The following is a 16,480-nucleotide window of genomic DNA, read 5'->3' as shown; positions in this document are numbered from 1 at the left end:
TGCATGACCGTGCTGGCGCGCCGGATCGGCGATGTCCAGCTCGAGGTCGTCGTCGCCGACATCACCACGCTGGGCGTTGACGCCATCGTCAACGCGGCCAACGCGTCGCTCCTTGGCGGGGGCGGCGTGGATGGGGCGATCCATCGGGCGGCCGGGCTCGAACTGGTCGCTGAGTGCCGGACACTCGGGGGATGCCCCACCGGCGATGCCAGGATCACGAATGGCTACCTGCTGCCCGCCCGTCACGTGATCCACGCGGTCGGTCCGGTCTGGTCCGGCGGCAGCCGCGGAGAGGCCGAAGCGCTCAGTTCCTGCTATCGCCGTGCGCTTGAGTTGTGCCAGGCCAATGGGTTGAACTCGCTGGCGTTCTCCGCGATCTCGACTGGGGTCTATCGTTTTCCGGCCGACCAGGCCGCGAAGATTGCAGTCCATACGACCATCGACGCCTTGCCGATCGCCCCCTCAGTCGCCCGCGTCATATTTTGCTGTTTCTCGGAGAGAAGCGCTGCGCTCCACACCGACGTTTTGGCGCGCTACGGCAGCCCTTGTGCCTGACGGCGCGCCCGGTACACTCCGCCCCGCCATGTTCCGGGGAGGGGATATGATTTCACGTATTGGACTACGCGCATTGGTTTGCGGCGCGCTCGTTTCGTTTGGCACGATGTCGCTCGCCCGCGCCGAAGGCACCTACGAGATTCCAGCCGGCGCGCATTTCAATCAGGACAAGCTCGCCAAGGTCAGCGAGTTCTTCAAGAACGAGGTCGCGACCGGCAAGATCGCCGGCGCCACGGTGCTGATCAAGCAGCATGGCAAGCCGGTCTATCACCAAGCCTTCGGCGTGCAGGACGTGGTCAGCAAGGCGCCGATCACCGACAAGACGATCTTCCGCCTGTTCTCGATGAGCAAGGCGATCACTTCGGTGGCGGCGATGAAGATGCTCGAGGACGGCAAGTTCAAGCTCGACGATCCCGTCTCCAAATACATCCCGTCCTTCGCCAACGTGAAGGTCGGCGTCGAGAAGAAAGCGGAGGATGGCACCAAGTCGCTCGAGCTGGTGGCGCCGAACCGGCCGATGACGGTGAAGGATCTGATGACGCACACCTCGGGCGTCACCTATGGATTCTATGGCGACAGCCTGGTTCGCCAAGCCTATCGCGCCGCCAACATCTATGCCGGCGATTTCGACCTTGCCGAGTTCGCCGAGCGCATCGCCAAATTGCCGCTGCACAATCAGCCGGGCGCTCTCTGGCAATATGGCCACTCCACCGACGTGCTGGCGCGCGTCATGGAGATCGCGGCGGGCAAGCCGCTGATCGACATCATCAGGGAGAAGCTGCTCGACCCGCTCGGCATGGTCGATACCGGCTTCTTCGTCACCGACCCCGAGAAGCAGAAGCTGCTTGCGCAGCCGGTGCCGAACGACAGCGATTTCCGCGTCGGCCGGATCAACGATCCGACGGTCGTCAAGAAGATCCAGTTTGCCAGCGGCGGCATGGTCACGACCATGGCCGACTATCAGCGCTTCGCGCAGATGCTGCTCAACGGCGGCAGTCTCGACGGCAAGACGGTTCTCAAGCCCGAGACGTTCAAGCTGATGACGACCGACCAGATCGGCCCGAATTCGGGCGTCGACCGCGATTATTTCTATTTCCCCGGCGATGGTTTCGGCTTCGGGCTCGGGCTCGCGGTGCGCACCGATCCCGGCAACGCCAAGCCGCCGCCGCCCGGCGATCTCGGCGAACTGAAATGGGACGGCGCCTCCGGCTGCTATTTCGTCATCGACCCCAAGCAGGACATGTTCTTCGTCCTGCTGGAGCAGACCCCGAGCGAGCGCCAGCGCGTGCAGCGGACATTGAAGCAGTTGGTCTATGAGGCCATGGAGAACTGAGGCCCTCGCGCGCGCCGTCCTCGTTGCCGCCCTTGTCCTGCTGGCCGGCGCGGCCGGTAAGGTCCACGCCGAAGCACCGGTCGCGCGCGGCTTCTCGGCCGCGGGGCTCGCGCGCGTCAGCGCCTTTCTCCGCGGCGAGGTCGCCGCCCGGAGGATTCCGGGAGCCGTCCTGCTGATCCAGCAGCACGGCAAGCCGGTGCTCTCCGAGAGCTTCGGCCTGCGCAACGTGACGACGGCGCAGCCGATGACGGAGGACAGCATCTTTCGGCTCTACTCGATGTCGAAACCGATCACCTCGGTGGCGGCGATGATGCTCGTGGAGGACGGCAAGCTCGCGCTCGACGATGCTGTCGCGAAATACATTCCAGCCTTTGCCGATGTGCAGGTCGGCGTCCCCCAGACAGGCGGCAAGCTGGCGCTGCAGCCGCTCGCCCGGCCGATCACGGTGCGCGACCTGCTCCGTCATACCTCCGGCATCACCTATGGTTTCTACGGCGATAGTCCCGTGCGCAAGCTCTATGCGCAGGCCGGCCTATTCGACGGCGATCCTGACAACGCGCAATTCGTCGCGCGGCTTGTGCGGCTGCCGCTGGCCGAGCAGCCTGGGACGGTGTGGGATTACGGCCATTCCACCGACGTGCTCGGGCGCGTGATCGAGATCGCCTCGGGCCAGTCGCTCGATCAATTCGAGAAGCAGCGGCTGCTCGATCCCCTGGAGATGCGGGATACCGCATTCTTCGTCGCCGACGATGCCAAGCGGCCGCTGATCGCCGAGCCCTTGCCCGGCGACTGGTTCGATCGTCCCGTCGCCGGCATCACGGAGGCGACTGCGCCGCGTCGCTGGGAATCCGGTGGCGCCGGCATGGTCGGCACGATCAAAGACTACGCGCGTTTCGCGCAGATGCTGCTCGGCGGCGGCGAGCTCGCGGGCCGCCGCTATCTCAGGCGCGAGACGCTGGCGCAGATGACTTCCGACCAGCTCGCAGGGACTGGCGTCAGGACGGAGCCCGAGTTCTACTTTCCGGGCCGCGACAGCAGCTTTGGTCTCGGCTTCGCCGTGCGCACCATGGCGAACGGCGCACTGCCGGCCGGCGAATATCGCTGGGACGGTGTCGGCGGCACCTTCTTCTTCATCGATCCCGCCGACGACATGTTCGTGATCTGCATGATGCAGTCGCCCTCGCAGCGCGGTCCGATCCAGGACGAGGTGAAGCGGCTGGTCTATGCAGCAATGAACCGCTGATGGTTAGGCGGCGCGCACGATCTCGCGCACGTATCCGATCGTCTCCTCGACTTGGGCCGCGGTGACGTCGAGATGGGTGCAGGCGCGGATGCGGCCGTCCATCATCGCGAGCGTCACGCCGCGTTGGCGCAGCGCCGCGACCATCTTGTCGCCGGCAATGCCGGCGCCGTCGGGCTTGAAGAACACGAGGTTGGTCTCGGGCTCCTGCACCTCGATGCCTGATATCTGCGACAGCCCGCGGGCGAGCGCGCGCGCATTGGCGTGGTCGTCGGCAAGGCGCTCGACGTGGTGGTCGAGGGCGTAGATGCAGGCGGCCGCACAGATGCCGGCCTGCCGCATCGAGCCGCCGAGGCGCTGCTTCCACTGCCAGACCGCATCGATGAAGGCGCGGGTGCCCGCGAGCACGCCGCCGATCGGTGCGCCCAGGCCCTTGGAGAAATCGATCCAGGCCGAATCCCAGCCCGCGGTCATGTCGCGCGGGGAGATGCCGCTCGCGACGGTCGCGTTCAGCAGGCGCGCGCCATCCATGTGGGTGACGAGGCCGTGCTGCTTGGCGATCGCGACGATCTCGTCGAGCGCGGTCTTTTTCCAGATCGTGCCGCCGCCGATATTGGCGGTCTGCTCGACGCTGACGACGGTCTGCGGCGGCTGGTAGCGCGTGCGCGGATGCAGGGCCTTCCGGAACGTCTCCGGCGTGAATTGGCCGTCGGCGCCCTTGAGCTGCGTCACCTGGAAGCCGCCGATCGCGGCATGCGCGCCGCCTTCGCGGGCGATGATGTGCGCGGTCTCATGCGCCAGGATCTCGTCTCCAGGGCGGCAATGCACCAGCGTCGCGGTGACGTTGCACATCGTGCCCGAGGGCATGTACACCGCGGCTTCCTTGCCGAGCAGCGCGGCCACGCGCTCGCACAATGCGTTCACGGTCGGATCATCGCCAACCTGCTCGTCGCCGACCTCCGCGCGCGCCATCGCCTCGCGCATTCCGGCCGTCGGCCTCGTCTGCGTGTCCGACAGCAGATTGATGCGCACCGGAGGCGCCTTGGGATCGATCGGGGGAGGGGTGTAGAGCATGCGACGGCTCCTCGAAGCATTGCGGCCACTGAACTGTGGCTCTTAAGCAAAAAGGCCCCGGCGAACCGGGGCCTTTCGATATTCAGATCTTAGCGCGAATAGAATTCGACGACCAGATGGGGCTCCATCTGCACCGGGAACGGCACGTCGGAGAGGCCGGGGACGCGCACGTATTTGGCGGTCATCTTGCCGTGGTCGACTTCGAGATAGTCGGGGGTGTCGCGCTCGGGGAGTTGGCTGGCTTCGAGCACGTGAGCGAGCTGCTTGGAGGCTTCCTTGACCTCGATCACGTCGCCGATCTTGACCTGGTAGCTCGAGATGTTGACCTTGCGGCCGTTCACCTTGATGTGGCCGTGGTTGATGAACTGACGGGCGGCGAAGATCGTCGAGACGAACTTGGCGCGGTACACGACCGCGTCGAGACGACGCTCGAGCAGGCCGATCAGGTTCTCGCCGGTATCACCCTTGAGGCGGCTCGCCTCGACATAGATGCCGTGGAACTGGCGCTCGCTGATGTTGGCGTAGTAGCCCTTCAGCTTCTGCTTGGCGCGCAGCTGCACGCCGAAGTCCGAGAGCTTGCCCTTGCGGCGCTGGCCATGCTGGCCGGGGCCGTACTCGCGGCGATTCACGGGGCTCTTCGGGCGGCCCCAGATGTTCTGGCCCATACGGCGATCGATCTTGTACTTCGCCTCACTGCGCTTAGTCATCGCGTCCTCTTCGGTTGCATGGATATGAGGAAACGCGCCCTCCTGTGTGACAGGCTGTAGCCTGGCACCGACAGGTCCAATCCCCAAAGCTTTAAGGGAGCGGACCACGGGTCGCGAAACGCTTCGCGGGCCGAAATCGGCCCGCGAGCAGGCGGCTTTTAGGGGAGTTTGGGGTTCGCTGTCAATGCGAGCGGGCCCGAAATCAGGTCGCGACCGCCCGGATCGGCTTGGGGCCAGATGCGCGCAATTCGGCGGCAATTTCAGTGTTCAGGACCTGTTCCAGCCGGGTCAGGATGCGGGCGATGGGGGCCGCATCGGTGACCCGGTGGTCCCAGCGGATCACGACATGGATGGTCTGGTCGGGCTCGACCACCCCATAGCTGACGATGAAAGGGCCGGGGGTGACCGGATGAAGCTCGCCGCCGCCATAGGCCGCGACCGAGCTCACCGCGAAGCTGCCGAACCAGTTACCGCGCTGGCGGCCGAAATTGAGCCCTACGGCCCAGGATAGCCGCCGCAGCGGCAGCGGCAGCCGGGTCGCCCGCATGATCTTGCGGAACATCGGGACGTCCTCGATCGGCGCCGTCTTGGCGCGCCGGATCTCGGCATCGACTGCGGCCAGAGCCATGGCCTCGGGGGCCGCGATACGCTGCGGCAACACGCATTCCTCGCCGTTCTCGACCCGGGCGACGGCGACCAGGGCCACGCTTTTCGGCAGCTCGTAGAGGGAGGGCCAGGGCCATTTGGCGTAGACCGTGCGCAGGACCGGCTCGTCCCTGGCGACGATGGCAAAGGCCTTGACGAACATCGCCGCCCAGCCGGCCGGCGCCATCGCGCCTGCGCGGGCCTCCAGCAGGGGGCGGATATTGAGGGAACGGGACAGCGAGACGAACGGTACGCCCATCGACGCGCGCATCAGGTCGCAAATCAGGCGGCGCGGCAGCGAAATCGTCTTGGGCGTCCCGCGCATCTCTCTTTCGGTTCCCGCAGCTGAAAATATCGGCAGCGAGCGGTCTTCCGCTCGCCGGTCCGCTTTAGCACGAACCAACCCGTTTGGGCGGGATCGGTTCTCCGTACCATAATACCGAGGAGGCCGCCGGCTTTGTCTTGTCGACGACGTAAAGGTGGCAATCGGCCCGTTCAGCGCCTGATCCCCTCGAACGCCGCCATGATGCCGCGCTGGAACAGCGACCAGTCGAAGCCGAGCGCGATCGCGCGGTAGCCGCGATCGATCAGGGCGTTGGCCTGGTCGGCGCTACGCGCAACGCCGCCGATCGGCACGCCGCTTCTGAGGATACCTGCCTCGGCGCGCGCGATGAGCTCGAGCAGCTCGGGATCATCCATCCGGCCGCGCTTGTTGATGGAGGTCGCGAGGTCGCCGGGACCGATGACGGCGACGTCGATGCCCGGCGTTGCCATGATCTCGTCGATGCGGTTGACGGCCTCGACATGCTCGATGGTGATCATGCAGATCATCTCGTCGTCGGCCGACGCCATGTAGTCAGGCATCGACTGGCCCCAGCGGAATGGCGCGTGGAAGGGACCCCAGAGCCGGTCGCCGCGTGGCGGGTAGCGCACGCTGCGCACCGCTTTCTCCGCTTCATCACGGTTCGTGATCATCGGGAAATTGATGCCGAAGGCGCCGATGTCCATCGGTGCTTTCGCAAGCCACGGCTCGTTCGCCGCGATCCGCACCAGCGGCGTGCACGGCGTGCCCGTCGTCGCGGCGATCATCGCATGCGCTTCGGTGAGGCCGATCGGCCCGTGCTCGAGATCGACAATGATCCAGTCGAGCGAGCGCGCCATGATCTGCACCATCTGCACGCTCGGGATGGTCGCGATCGCGCCGAAGGCGGGGCGGCCTTCGCGCCACATCTGGCGGAGGCGATTGAGCGGCGTGGCAGGGATCGACATGGAAATGACCTTGGAATGACCTTGCGCGGGATGATGATGCGCAAAGCCTAGCAGCGCGCCGTGGCCGCGAAAAGTCAGGCGACGGCACGTCCGCCGAAGAACGGCGTCAGCGTGGCGCTGAGGCCATGCGCGCGGTTCGACGTGAAAATCATCTCGGCGCCGGATTGCGCGACGCCACCAACGCCTGCGCCTAGCAGATCGGAGACGCGGCGGGCGATGGCCGGCGCCGGATCGATCCAGTCCACCGGCCAGGGCGCGAGCTTTTTCAACCGGTCGAGCAGCAGCGGATAATGTGTGCAGGCGAGCACCACCGTGTCGGTGCGCGCGCCCGGATCCGCAGCATCGCCGACGAAGCAGGGCGCCAGCTCGGCGAGGATGTCGCCGTCGCTGATCTCATGGCCGCCGAGCTCGCGTTCAGCGAGCGAGGCCAGTTCCGGCGAGCCGACCAGCGTGACCTCGCAGCCTTGCGCGAAATCCCGGATCAAGGCGTGGGTGTATTCACGCTTCACCGTGCCCTTGGTGCCGAGCACCGAGACGCGGCGGCTCTTCGAGCGGGCGCAGGCCGGCTTGATCGCCGGCACCGTACCGACGAAGGGCACGGAATAAGCGGCCCGCAAATGCGATAGGACCAGGGTGGACGCCGTATTGCAGGCGATGACGACGAGGTCAGGATCATGGGTGCCGATCAGCTCCCCCATCAGCGGCACGACGCGGGCGATGATCTCGTCCTCGCTGTGATGGCCATAGGGGAAGAAGGCGTCGTCGGCGACGTAGGTAAAATGTGCGTCCGGGCGCGCGGCCACGACCTCACGCAGCACGGTGAGGCCGCCAAGGCCGGAATCGAATACCAGGATCGTCGGGGAATTGGTCACGTCGCTACCTTAAGCCCTCATGGTTACCATTCGGTTTTTGGGGCGGTTTTGCGGCGGGGGCGGCCGGCGCCCAGTTTGGAGCAATTCAATTTCGCGTTTGCCGCCTGTCCCCGCTATCAGCCGTGTTGCGCTGCGGTTGGGGCAGAAGCGAACTTTGGGGAGCCGACATGATCAGAAACACGAGCAACGGCTGGGGCAGCGTCGCCCGGTGGTTTCACTGGGGCCTGGCGCTGGCCATCATCGGCATGATCGGCTTCGGCTGGTGGATGAATCATATCCCGGCGCGCCCCGACAAATTCTTCTACCGCTCGATCCATGCCGACATCGGCTATGTGATCCTGCTGCTCACGGTGCTGCGCCTGGCCTGGCGCGCCATCAACCCGACGCCGGCGCTGCCGGCCGGGTCCTTGCCCTGGCAGAAGATCGCGGCCCGCGTCAGCCATGGCGCGCTCTACCTCGCGGTGATCCTGGTCGCCATGATGGGCTGGGCGCATTCCGGCGCGCGCGCCACCAACTACTCCGACTTCTTCGGCCTGTTTCACGTGCCGCAATTCACCTCACCCGACAAGGCGGCGGCGGATGCCTTCGAAGACCGCCACATCTTCCTCGCCTATGTGCTGCTGGCGCTGATTGCGATCCACGTCGTCGCAGCCCTCTGGCACCACTTCATCCGCCGCGACCGCGTCGTGGCGCGTATGGTGACAGACGAGGTGGGCTAGGGGACGAGAGCGTAGTTTTGGGCGCTCCCACCACGCCGTCATTGCGAGCGCAGCGAAGCAATCCAGAGTCTTTCCGCGGCGGAGGTCTGGATTGCTTCGCTGCGCTCGCAATGACAGGGTAGAATGTAGCGCCAGTTTTGCTTCATCTCTTCAGGAGGCGCCATGCTCACCGTCCACCATCTCGGCAAATCGCAGTCCGAACGCATCGTCTGGCTCTGCGAGGAGCTCGGGATCCCCTATGAGCTGAAGCGCTATGCGCGCGATTCCGTCACCATGCTGGCGCCTCCCGACTACAAGGCGCTGCATCCGATCGGATCGGCGCCCGTCATTACCGACGGCGATCTCGTGCTCGCCGAGTCCGGCGCCATCGTCGACTACATCATCGCCAAATATGGCAATGGTCGCCTCGTGCTTCGCGCGGGCGATCCGGACTTTGCGCAGTTCCTGTACTGGTTTCACTTCGCCAACGGCACCTTGCAGGCCGGCATGGGCCGGCTGATGCTGCTGAACCGGCTCAAGCTCGCTGATGACAATCCGATGCTGATTGCCATCAGGGCGCGCGTCGACCGTGCCTTCGACCTTGTCGATGAACGCGTGCGCGATGCCGAATATCTGGCAGGCAGCACTTTCACGACCGCTGATATCATGACAGGCTTCACGCTCACCACGATGCGCTATTTCCAGCCCTATGATCTCCAGCGCTGCCCGAACGTGGTGAAATATCTCGGCCGCGTCAGTGCGCGTCCCGCCTATCGCCGCGCGATGGAGAAGGGCGATCCCGGAATGGCGTTGCTGCTCAGCTGAACCCTGATCAGGCGATCTTGTTCGTGGTCGCCGCCCGCGCTGCGGCCAGCTGCTTCTGCAAGCGATCGATGTTCTGCAGCAGGCGCTGGCTGGTCAGCACCAGGAAGTAATAACCGAACTGCGGGTCCTGGAAGTAGATCTCGAGCAGCCGGTCATAGGTGATCGTCAGCACCTGACCGTCCTCGATGCATTCGATCGTTCCGGTGCGCCGGTTGTCCGGCGTGAGGAAGCCGAACTCTCCCATCAGAGCACCGGGCAGAATCTCGACGCCGATCTCCTTGACCAGGAATTTGCCGGTGACCGTGAGCAGCATCTCCTTGGCCGGATCGCCCAGCCGGAACAGGACGTCGCCGCGGCGATATTTGCGTTCGGCCATGAACGGCTTGAGCCATTCGATCGACATGTCGCCTTCGGCGGCATGACGCGCCTTCTTGACCAGCTTGAGCATCTGCCGCAGGCGGAGAGCGTTGATCGGGAGCAACAGCAGATAGAGCAGGAACGTGGAGACGTTGGCCGAGAGCGCGCCGAAAACGGCGAAGAAGGCGCAGCCGATCATGTTGGCGACGCGCAGGGGAACCATCGTCCGCATCAGCAGCGTGGCGACGAAGAAGCCGGCGCCGACCGCGGCGAACATATTGGCAAGCGTGATGTTGTGGACGAAGATTTCCAGCAGCCGGTTGAAGATCGCGTCCCAGGTGACGTTATTGGGATCGAGCCCCATCTGGACCAGGATTTTTGCGATCCTGAGGTTGTCCGTGGCCGCATCCAGAATGCGGTCAAGGATCGAGGAAATGTCTGCGCTGCCGGACGGCATGGTACGAACCCCGCGTAAGGCCTTCAGTCCTGGTCGGTATCCGCGGCACCTATAGCCGAAATCGAATGACGACCGCTTGAAATGAAGCTTTCGGTCGCCTTGCCGCAAGGGGCAAATTTTAGCCTGATCGGTGGTTTCGGCAATTGCCCGTTGGTTGGGCGCATGATCCCGGAGCGCACCGTGATTCGGCCTGGCGCCGCAAGGCAGAGCCTGGCGTCCGAAGCGCGGCGGCGCCAAAAAAAGGCGGCCCAGCAACTCCTACGGCTTGGCGCCGGGCTGGATGACCTGCTGCTCGACGAGCGTCAGGTGGCCGGGGAGGGTGCCGGCGCGCAGCAGCATGGCAACGCTATTGGCCTCCTCGAGGGTGAAATTGCCGGAGATCTGGACGTAGCCGCCGGTGATGGGCTCGCGGATCACGGGAGCGGAGAGCACCTTGTCGTCGAGCACGATGGCCAGGGTTTTGCCGACATTCTCCTCGGTGAGGTGGGCGAACCGCCGCGCGCCGCGCCCGTTGAAGCGGAACTGGGCGATGGGGTCCTTGGTACCTGCCGCAAAGCCCGGCGCCGCATAGCTGATGTCTTCGCCGTCGAGCGCGCTGTCCTTTGAGCTTTCCTTGGCGACCAGATAGGGCCGCTTGTCCTTGAAGCCGAGCAGCACTTCCGACCCCTCGGGCGGCGCGCCGGATTGCGCCTGCTCCGCGGACATCGAAGCATCGACCTGGCGGAAGCTGACCTTGACCTTCCGGGCAAAGATCGCGGTGATGCGCTCGGGATCGGTCATCCCGGGCAGGAAGATGCGGATGCGGTCAGTCCCGTCAGGGACGGCACTGACGAGCTTGACGTCGGCATCCTTGAGGCGCTGCTCGATCATGGCGATGGAGTCCTCGACCAGCTCGGTCAGCCGCGCCCTGCATGCGGCATCGCTCAGTGCGAGCCGGACCGCCCCGTCGCCGCCGTCGGTCACGGCGACGGCATGCGACGGCAATCCCTCCGCGGCGGATGCGAGCTTGCGCGCGAGCTGCTCGCGGCCCTTGGCGTCCGCGATCTTCAATTCGACGCCGCCCTCGCGGATCGCAAGGCCGGAGAAGGCGATATGGCCGTCGTGCAGGATCTTGTAGACGTCGTCGCGCAGATCCGTGACGACGCTCTCGCGCAGGGCCTCGCCGTCCACCTTGTAGACGATGTGTGATCCGCCCAGCTTCTCCATCTTGTCGCCGACGAAGGCCGCGATCTTGGCGCGCATCTTGTCAAGCTGGTCCTCGGCGAGCGCAGCGCGCGGCAAGGCGATCGTCGCCGCCATGGTGAAGGCGAGGATGAGCCGTGTAGCGCGATTCCGCGGGGGCCTGGTCATCATCACCTCGAGTCTTGCGGCAGGACGCTGGCAGACGAGTTCAATGTCAGTTCTTGGTACCCGGATCGGGCGGGGAGGTTCAAAAGCCTCTCAGGCGAGGTTTATCGCCGCAGCCGATGGGCAATGGACGAACGCCAAATCATCCATCATTGTGGTTCCGCTCGACCGGCCAATCGGTCGAGGGCCCGCCGCACCAAACGTCAAAAAGACAGGCGGCGAGGGACGACAGCTGAGGGAGGACGGTATTCCATGGCGGGCATTCACGCACTCGATCGATTTATCGGCAATGATTATCCGGACCTGGCGACGGACGCGGACGTCCGGGCCTTTGAGCAGGTCCCTTATGCCGATCGGGTCGCGGCCGAGAGCACCTACGATGCCATCAAGCTCGGCGCCGCGCGCAACCCCGACGCGGCGGCGATTCAGTTTCTGCAAAATGCCGATCCGGCCGATACGCCGCTCGTCGTGACCTACCGCGATTTCATCGCGCGCGTCACGCAGGCCGCCAACATGTTTCACGCGCTCGGCGCGGACAAGGGCGACGTCATCTCCTTCATGCTGCCGCTGCTGCCCGATGCCTTCGTGACGCTGTTCGGTGCCGAGGCCGCCGGCATCGCCAACCCCGTCAATCCGCTGCTCGAGCCGCACCAGATCGCGGAAATCCTGGAAGCGGCGAATACGAAAATCCTGGTGGCGCTCGGGCCGCTGCCGGGGACCGACATCTGGCAGAAGGTCGAGCAGATCCGCCCCTCGCTCAAGCAGCTGAAGGCGATCGTGCAGGTGGCTGGCGGCGGCGATCCCGCGAACGGCGTTTTCGCGTTCAACGATTTGATCAAGCAGCAGCCGTCCGATCGGCTCGTCAGCGGGCGCCAGATTTCGGGTGGTGACATCGCCGCCTATTTCCACACCGGCGGCACCACCGGCACGCCGAAACTGGTCCGACACACCCACGCCAACCAAGTCTATCAGGCCTGGGCGCTCAATTTGCTGTTGAAGTCCAAGCCCGGCGCCAACATGCTGTTCGGCATGCCGCTGTTCCACGTCGGCGGATCGCTGACCCAGGTGCTGCTGACGCTATCGAGCGGCGGCTCGCTGGTCGTGCTGTCGCCGAGCGGCTGGCGCAATCCGAATGCGGTGAAGAACATCTGGGGGCTGGTCGAGCGCTTCAAGCCGGAGGCGCTGTCGAGCGTGCCGACGGTGCTGGCCGCAACGCTCGCGGTGCCGACTGAGAATGCCGACATCTCCAGCTTGAAATACGCAGCCGGCGGCGGCTCGGCGATCCCCGTCGCCGTCGGCTCGGCCATCCAGGACAAGCTCAAGCTTCCGGTGGTCGAGGTCTATGGCATGACCGAGACCTCGAGCGTGCATACGCTCGCCTATCCGTCACGGCCGATCCGGCTCGGCTCGGTCGGCCTTCCCATGCCCTATTCCCGCGTGCGTATCGTGCAGCTGGATGCCGACGGCAATTTGGTCCGCGACTGCAACGCGGACGAGATCGGCGTCGTCATCATGGCCGGGCCCGGCGTGTTCGGCGGCTATCTCAACGACGCCCACAACAAGGGTGCCTTTGTCGACAAGGTCTGGGTCAATTCCGGCGATCTCGGCCGGCTGGACGCTGACGGCTATCTCTGGATCACGGGCCGCGCCAAGGACCTCGTCATTCGCGGCGGCCACAACATCGACCCGGCGCCGATCGAGGAGATCATGTTCCGTCATCCCGCCGTCGGCTTCGCCGCCGTGGTCGGCCAGCCCGATGCCTATGCCGGCGAGTTGCCTGTGGGCTATGTACAATTGAAGCCGGGCGCATCCGTCGAGCCGGGCGAGTTGGAAGCGTGGGTCCGCGAGCGTACGCCGGAGCGCGCGGCCGTCCCGGTGCAGGTCATCGCGATTGATCCGATGCCGGTGACCGGGGTCGGCAAGGTGTTCAAGCCGCAACTGCGCTGGGACGCGGCGCAGCGCGTGTTCACCAGGGTGCTGGCGCCGCTCACCGAGCGCGGCATCGACTGCAAGGTGAAGGTCGGCGCCCACGGCAGCCACGGCTCGATTGCGACCGTGACGCTTGCCGGCCTGCCGCCGGACCAGCGCGAGGTCGTCGCCAGCGAGGTGCATGCGCTGCTCGCGCCGTTCGTGATGCGGCACGAGGTGGTGTGCACGTAGGTCTGGGGCGACGATTCACTCTCGTTCGGTCGGGCCTTTCTGCATGTCGGTGCTTGATCCAGATTAAGAACACCGATTAAGCGGCCGATTCAAACATTTACCGCGACCGAAGCTTGCCATCGGAGTTCGGCGGCGATCGCCGCAATCTTAAGTTCGTTTTAGACGGCTGAGTGTTCGCATCGGGCCTGGGGAGGGAGCTCTGATGTGCTCATTGAATCGTTCGGCAAAAATCGGCGGTGGTGTTGTCCTGCTGGTTGCCGCGGTGATGGTCCTGCAGATCGGCGCGGATGCCTGGGCCGGCTATGTCATGTTCTTGTCCAGTGGACTTCTCCTGGCCTTGGCATGGCTGCGCTACACCGATGATGCAAACCTTCTCAAGCGGGCGATCGAGAGCGTTCCGGTTGGTCTTTGCGTGTTCGCGCCGGATATGCGGGTGATCGCAAGCAACGAGCAGTTCGCCGGCATGTACGGTTTGACGGGCGCCGACGTCAAACCGGGAACGCGGATGAATCAAATCGTCGAAACCAGGAAGGCCGCGCATGGGCTTTCGGAACGTGTCATCGAAGTCACCGGTGAGGTCGGCGCCGCGGAGGCGCTGCGGTCAGTTGACGAACTCCGCGACGGCAGGTTCATTTCGATCTCGCAGCATCCGATGGCCTGCGGCGGCCTGGTCGAGGTCCATCGTGACGTCACCGGCGAACGGCTGGCCGAGAGCGAGGCCGATGAAGCGATGCAGGCGCTGATCGAGAAGCAGTATGCGATCGACCAGGCCGTGATCGTCGCGATCACGGATGTTAGGGGCATCATCAATTATGCCAACGACAATTTTTGCACGATCAGCGGCTATTCACGCGACGAACTCATCGGGCAAAATCATCGTCTGCTGAAATCCGGCGCTCACCCCAAGGAGTTGTTCCGCGACATGTATCGTTGCCTGGCGAGCGGGCATGTCTGGCGCGGCGAACTCTGCAATCGAGCCAAGTCCGGAAAGCTGTACTGGGTGGACACCGTGATCACGCCGCAGCTCGGCCCGGACGGCAGGCCGGTCGCCTACATGGCCATCCGGGTCGACATTACGGCGAGGAAGGAAGCCGAAGCGCAACTCTCCTTCGCAGCCACTCACGATTCCCTGACCGGCCTTCTGAACCGGCGCGCGTTGTTGGATCAGGCGCGAAATGATTGCGGTCCAGAGAGGCAATCGGGCGGCTTGGGCGTCTATTTGATCGATCTTGACGGATTCAAGCACGTCAATGACACGTTCGGGCATGAAGCCGGCGACAATCTGCTCAAGGAGGTCGCCTCGCGCCTCCGATCGCTTGCGTCGGATCGGGACCTCGTCGCCCGATTGGGAGGCGATGAGTTTGCCATGATCCGGCGAGCAGACGATGACGTCGGCGAGTCCGCCCTGGATATCGGTCGCCGGATCGTCGCGGCGATTGCCGAACCGTTCGAGATCGAAGGGCATCAGCTCGATGTCGGTGCCAGCGTCGGGATCGCGGTCGGTCCGGAGCACGGCTCGAACCCGGCGGATCTGCTGAAAAAGGCTGATCTTGCACTTTATGAGGTCAAGGCTGCCGGACGCGATGGCTACCGCCTCTATCGGCCGGCGATGCTCGACGCGGTCAAGGGCGAGAAGGCGCTGGAAGCGGAGTTGCGTCACGCGATCACTGCCCGGGAATTCGAGCTGCACTACCAGCCCATTCTCGATGTCGGAACCCGTTCTGTGCATACGGCTGAAGCGCTCGTGCGGTGGCGTCACCCCGTCCGTGGTCTCGTGGCGCCGGATCGGTTCATTGCCCTGGCCGAGCGCACGGGGCTCATTCAGCCCCTCAGCGAATGGATCATTGAGCAGGCCTGCCTGGACGCGGTGTCCTGGCCGCCCAGCGTCCAACTCGCGGTCAACGTCTCCGCGACCCAGTTCAAGCGTGGCAATCTGTTCGATGTCGTCATGAGGGCGCTGCTTCGATCCGGCCTGAATCCGCAGCGCCTGCAGATCGAGGTCACCGAAACGGTGCTGCTGGAGCAGCAATCCGAGCAACTCCAGACGTTTCGGCGATTGAAAGCGATGGGCGCCACGCTCGTGCTGGACGATTTCGGCACAGGATTTTCATCGGCGAGCTATCTGACCAACTTTCCGTTCGACAAAATCAAGATCGACAAGTCCTTCATACAGGGCCTGCAAAGTCGCGAGTGCGCGGCGGTGATCGCGTCGGCGGTGGTGCTGGCGAAGGGACTGGGCATCAGCGTCACCGCGGAGGGAATAGAAACGGAATCTCAGTTCGAGGACGTTCGCGCGCTGGGAATCGATTTCGCACAAGGATATCTGTTCGGGCGTCCCGTTCCCTGCAACGAGTTTGTCCGCGCGCCGGTGTTCCGGGACGACCTCAATCGCGTATGCCGGACGGGGACCTTCGGAGGAGGCTGAGCCCAAAGGCTCAGTTCAGGGCCCCCAACCGCTGCAGCTCGCGCAGATCGAACACCTCGAGCACGCCGTTCGACAAATCCGCGACGCGACGTTCCCGGAAGCTACTGAGGACGCGGCTGACGTGGACCGGCGTCAGTCCGACCGCGTCGGCGATGTGCTGCTGGCGAAGCGGCAACCGATAGCGCTCGTCGCGGATAACGTTGCGGCTCGCAATCCGCTTCATCAGTTGCAGAAACAGGTGGGCGATACGTTCCTCCGCCGAGAACTGTCCCAGTGCGGCGATTGTCTCGTCGGCGGCCCTGGCTTCGTCCGCACAACATTCCGCCGCGGCCCACAGGATGCGCAGATTCACCGCGACGCGCGCATCGATTTCTTCCCGCTTCATCGTGCTGATCTGGATCGCCGTCAGGGCCTTGACTGAAAACTGCAGGGGGCCTTGGAACAGCGAACCGGTCAGGACGTCGCCGGGCAGCAGGAAGCTCAGTATCTGCCGTCGCCCGTTGGGCATCTGAAGAA

General features: G+C 64.6%; 16 protein-coding genes and 1 pseudogene. 8 read left to right on the top strand and 9 right to left on the bottom strand.

Annotation, left to right across the window (positions count from 1 at the left end; genetic code table 11):
* Nucleotides 1-3 precede the first annotated feature (3 nt).
* The 3 genes from G8O24_RS00750 to G8O24_RS00740 are packed head-to-tail and all read left to right on the top strand — an operon-like array spanning nt 4 to nt 3,131.
* A complete protein-coding gene (locus tag G8O24_RS00750) occupies nt 4-555 on the top strand; it encodes an O-acetyl-ADP-ribose deacetylase (RefSeq protein ID WP_188095526.1) in 552 nt (183 codons plus the stop codon).
* A gap of 46 nt (nt 556-601) precedes the next feature.
* Nucleotides 602-1,888 carry a serine hydrolase domain-containing protein gene (locus G8O24_RS00745; RefSeq protein WP_188095524.1) on the top strand — a complete coding sequence of 429 codons (1,287 nt, stop codon included), beginning with the start codon at nt 602-604 and terminating at the stop codon, nt 1,886-1,888.
* Entirely contained in the window at nt 1,869-3,131 is a 1,263-nt protein-coding gene (locus tag G8O24_RS00740; protein ID WP_188095523.1) for a serine hydrolase domain-containing protein, read from the top strand. The genes G8O24_RS00745 and G8O24_RS00740 overlap by 20 nt, the downstream gene beginning before the upstream one ends.
* A gap of 3 nt (nt 3,132-3,134) precedes the next feature.
* Here G8O24_RS00740 and G8O24_RS00735 read toward each other — a convergent pair whose 3' ends face one another.
* The 5 genes from G8O24_RS00735 to murI all read right to left on the bottom strand — a co-directional run bounded on the left by G8O24_RS00735 (nt 3,135) and on the right by murI (nt 7,695).
* Nucleotides 3,135-4,202, bottom strand: a complete 1,068-nt coding sequence (locus G8O24_RS00735) for a threonine aldolase family protein (RefSeq protein ID WP_188095521.1) — start codon at nt 4,200-4,202, stop codon at nt 3,135-3,137.
* A gap of 89 nt (nt 4,203-4,291) precedes the next feature.
* Nucleotides 4,292-4,909, bottom strand: coding sequence for a 30S ribosomal protein S4 (gene rpsD / locus G8O24_RS00730; RefSeq protein ID WP_128965520.1), 618 nt, complete (start codon nt 4,907-4,909; stop codon nt 4,292-4,294).
* A gap of 202 nt (nt 4,910-5,111) precedes the next feature.
* On the bottom strand, nt 5,112-5,879 hold the full coding sequence (locus G8O24_RS00725) for an acyltransferase (RefSeq protein ID WP_188095520.1): 768 nt from the start codon (nt 5,877-5,879) through the stop codon (nt 5,112-5,114).
* 170 nt (nt 5,880-6,049) lie between these two features.
* Entirely contained in the window at nt 6,050-6,823 is a 774-nt protein-coding gene (locus G8O24_RS00720) for an HpcH/HpaI aldolase family protein (protein ID WP_188095518.1), read from the bottom strand.
* A gap of 74 nt (nt 6,824-6,897) precedes the next feature.
* On the bottom strand, nt 6,898-7,695 hold the full coding sequence (gene murI, locus G8O24_RS00715; protein WP_188095517.1) for a glutamate racemase: 798 nt from the start codon (nt 7,693-7,695) through the stop codon (nt 6,898-6,900).
* Between the two features lie 167 nt (nt 7,696-7,862).
* On the opposite strand from murI, the gene G8O24_RS00710 reads away from it, so the two are divergent.
* Both G8O24_RS00710 and G8O24_RS00705 read left to right on the top strand, forming a co-directional pair.
* Nucleotides 7,863-8,414 carry a cytochrome b gene (locus tag G8O24_RS00710; protein ID WP_188095515.1) on the top strand — a complete coding sequence of 184 codons (552 nt, stop codon included), beginning with the start codon at nt 7,863-7,865 and terminating at the stop codon, nt 8,412-8,414.
* Nucleotides 8,415-8,576: 162 nt separating this feature from the next.
* Nucleotides 8,577-9,218, top strand: coding sequence for a glutathione S-transferase family protein (locus tag G8O24_RS00705; RefSeq protein WP_188095513.1), 642 nt, complete (start codon nt 8,577-8,579; stop codon nt 9,216-9,218).
* A gap of 7 nt (nt 9,219-9,225) precedes the next feature.
* Here G8O24_RS00705 and G8O24_RS00700 read toward each other — a convergent pair whose 3' ends face one another.
* A complete protein-coding gene (locus G8O24_RS00700) occupies nt 9,226-10,032 on the bottom strand; it encodes a Crp/Fnr family transcriptional regulator (RefSeq protein ID WP_188095756.1) in 807 nt (268 codons plus the stop codon).
* A 258-nt stretch (nt 10,033-10,290) separates the two neighbouring features.
* Complete coding sequence (locus G8O24_RS00695; RefSeq protein ID WP_188095512.1) at nt 10,291-11,382, bottom strand: SecDF P1 head subdomain-containing protein; 1,092 nt, start codon at nt 11,380-11,382, stop codon at nt 10,291-10,293.
* A gap of 249 nt (nt 11,383-11,631) precedes the next feature.
* On the opposite strand from G8O24_RS00695, the gene G8O24_RS00690 reads away from it, so the two are divergent.
* On the top strand, nt 11,632-13,539 hold the full coding sequence (locus G8O24_RS00690; protein WP_188095510.1) for an acyl-CoA synthetase: 1,908 nt from the start codon (nt 11,632-11,634) through the stop codon (nt 13,537-13,539).
* 208 nt (nt 13,540-13,747) lie between these two features.
* On the opposite strand, the gene G8O24_RS44210 is transcribed toward G8O24_RS00690, so the two are convergent.
* A complete protein-coding gene (locus G8O24_RS44210) occupies nt 13,748-14,080 on the bottom strand; it encodes a hypothetical protein (protein WP_244645682.1) in 333 nt (110 codons plus the stop codon).
* Here G8O24_RS44210 and G8O24_RS46325 point away from each other — a divergent pair.
* Both G8O24_RS46325 and G8O24_RS00685 read left to right on the top strand, forming a co-directional pair.
* A pseudogene (locus tag G8O24_RS46325) lies at nt 13,973-14,191 on the top strand (hypothetical protein); the annotation flags it as partial. The gene G8O24_RS44210 and the pseudogene G8O24_RS46325 overlap by 108 nt on opposite strands.
* 78 nt (nt 14,192-14,269) lie before the next feature.
* Nucleotides 14,270-15,964, top strand: a complete 1,695-nt coding sequence (locus G8O24_RS00685; RefSeq protein ID WP_244645681.1) for a putative bifunctional diguanylate cyclase/phosphodiesterase — start codon at nt 14,270-14,272, stop codon at nt 15,962-15,964.
* 10 nt (nt 15,965-15,974) lie between these two features.
* Here the strand turns inward: G8O24_RS00685 and G8O24_RS00680 are convergent, their stop codons facing one another.
* On the bottom strand, nt 15,975-16,472 hold the full coding sequence (locus tag G8O24_RS00680) for a Crp/Fnr family transcriptional regulator (RefSeq protein ID WP_244645680.1): 498 nt from the start codon (nt 16,470-16,472) through the stop codon (nt 15,975-15,977).
* Nucleotides 16,473-16,480: the final 8 nt, after the last annotated feature.

It is taken from the genome of Bradyrhizobium campsiandrae (genome assembly GCF_014529705.1).
In the GTDB taxonomy this organism is placed as follows: domain Bacteria; phylum Pseudomonadota; class Alphaproteobacteria; order Rhizobiales; family Xanthobacteraceae; genus Bradyrhizobium; species Bradyrhizobium campsiandrae.
Note: the sequence above shows the minus strand (reverse complement) of the source record. Positions and strands in the feature narration are given on the sequence as shown.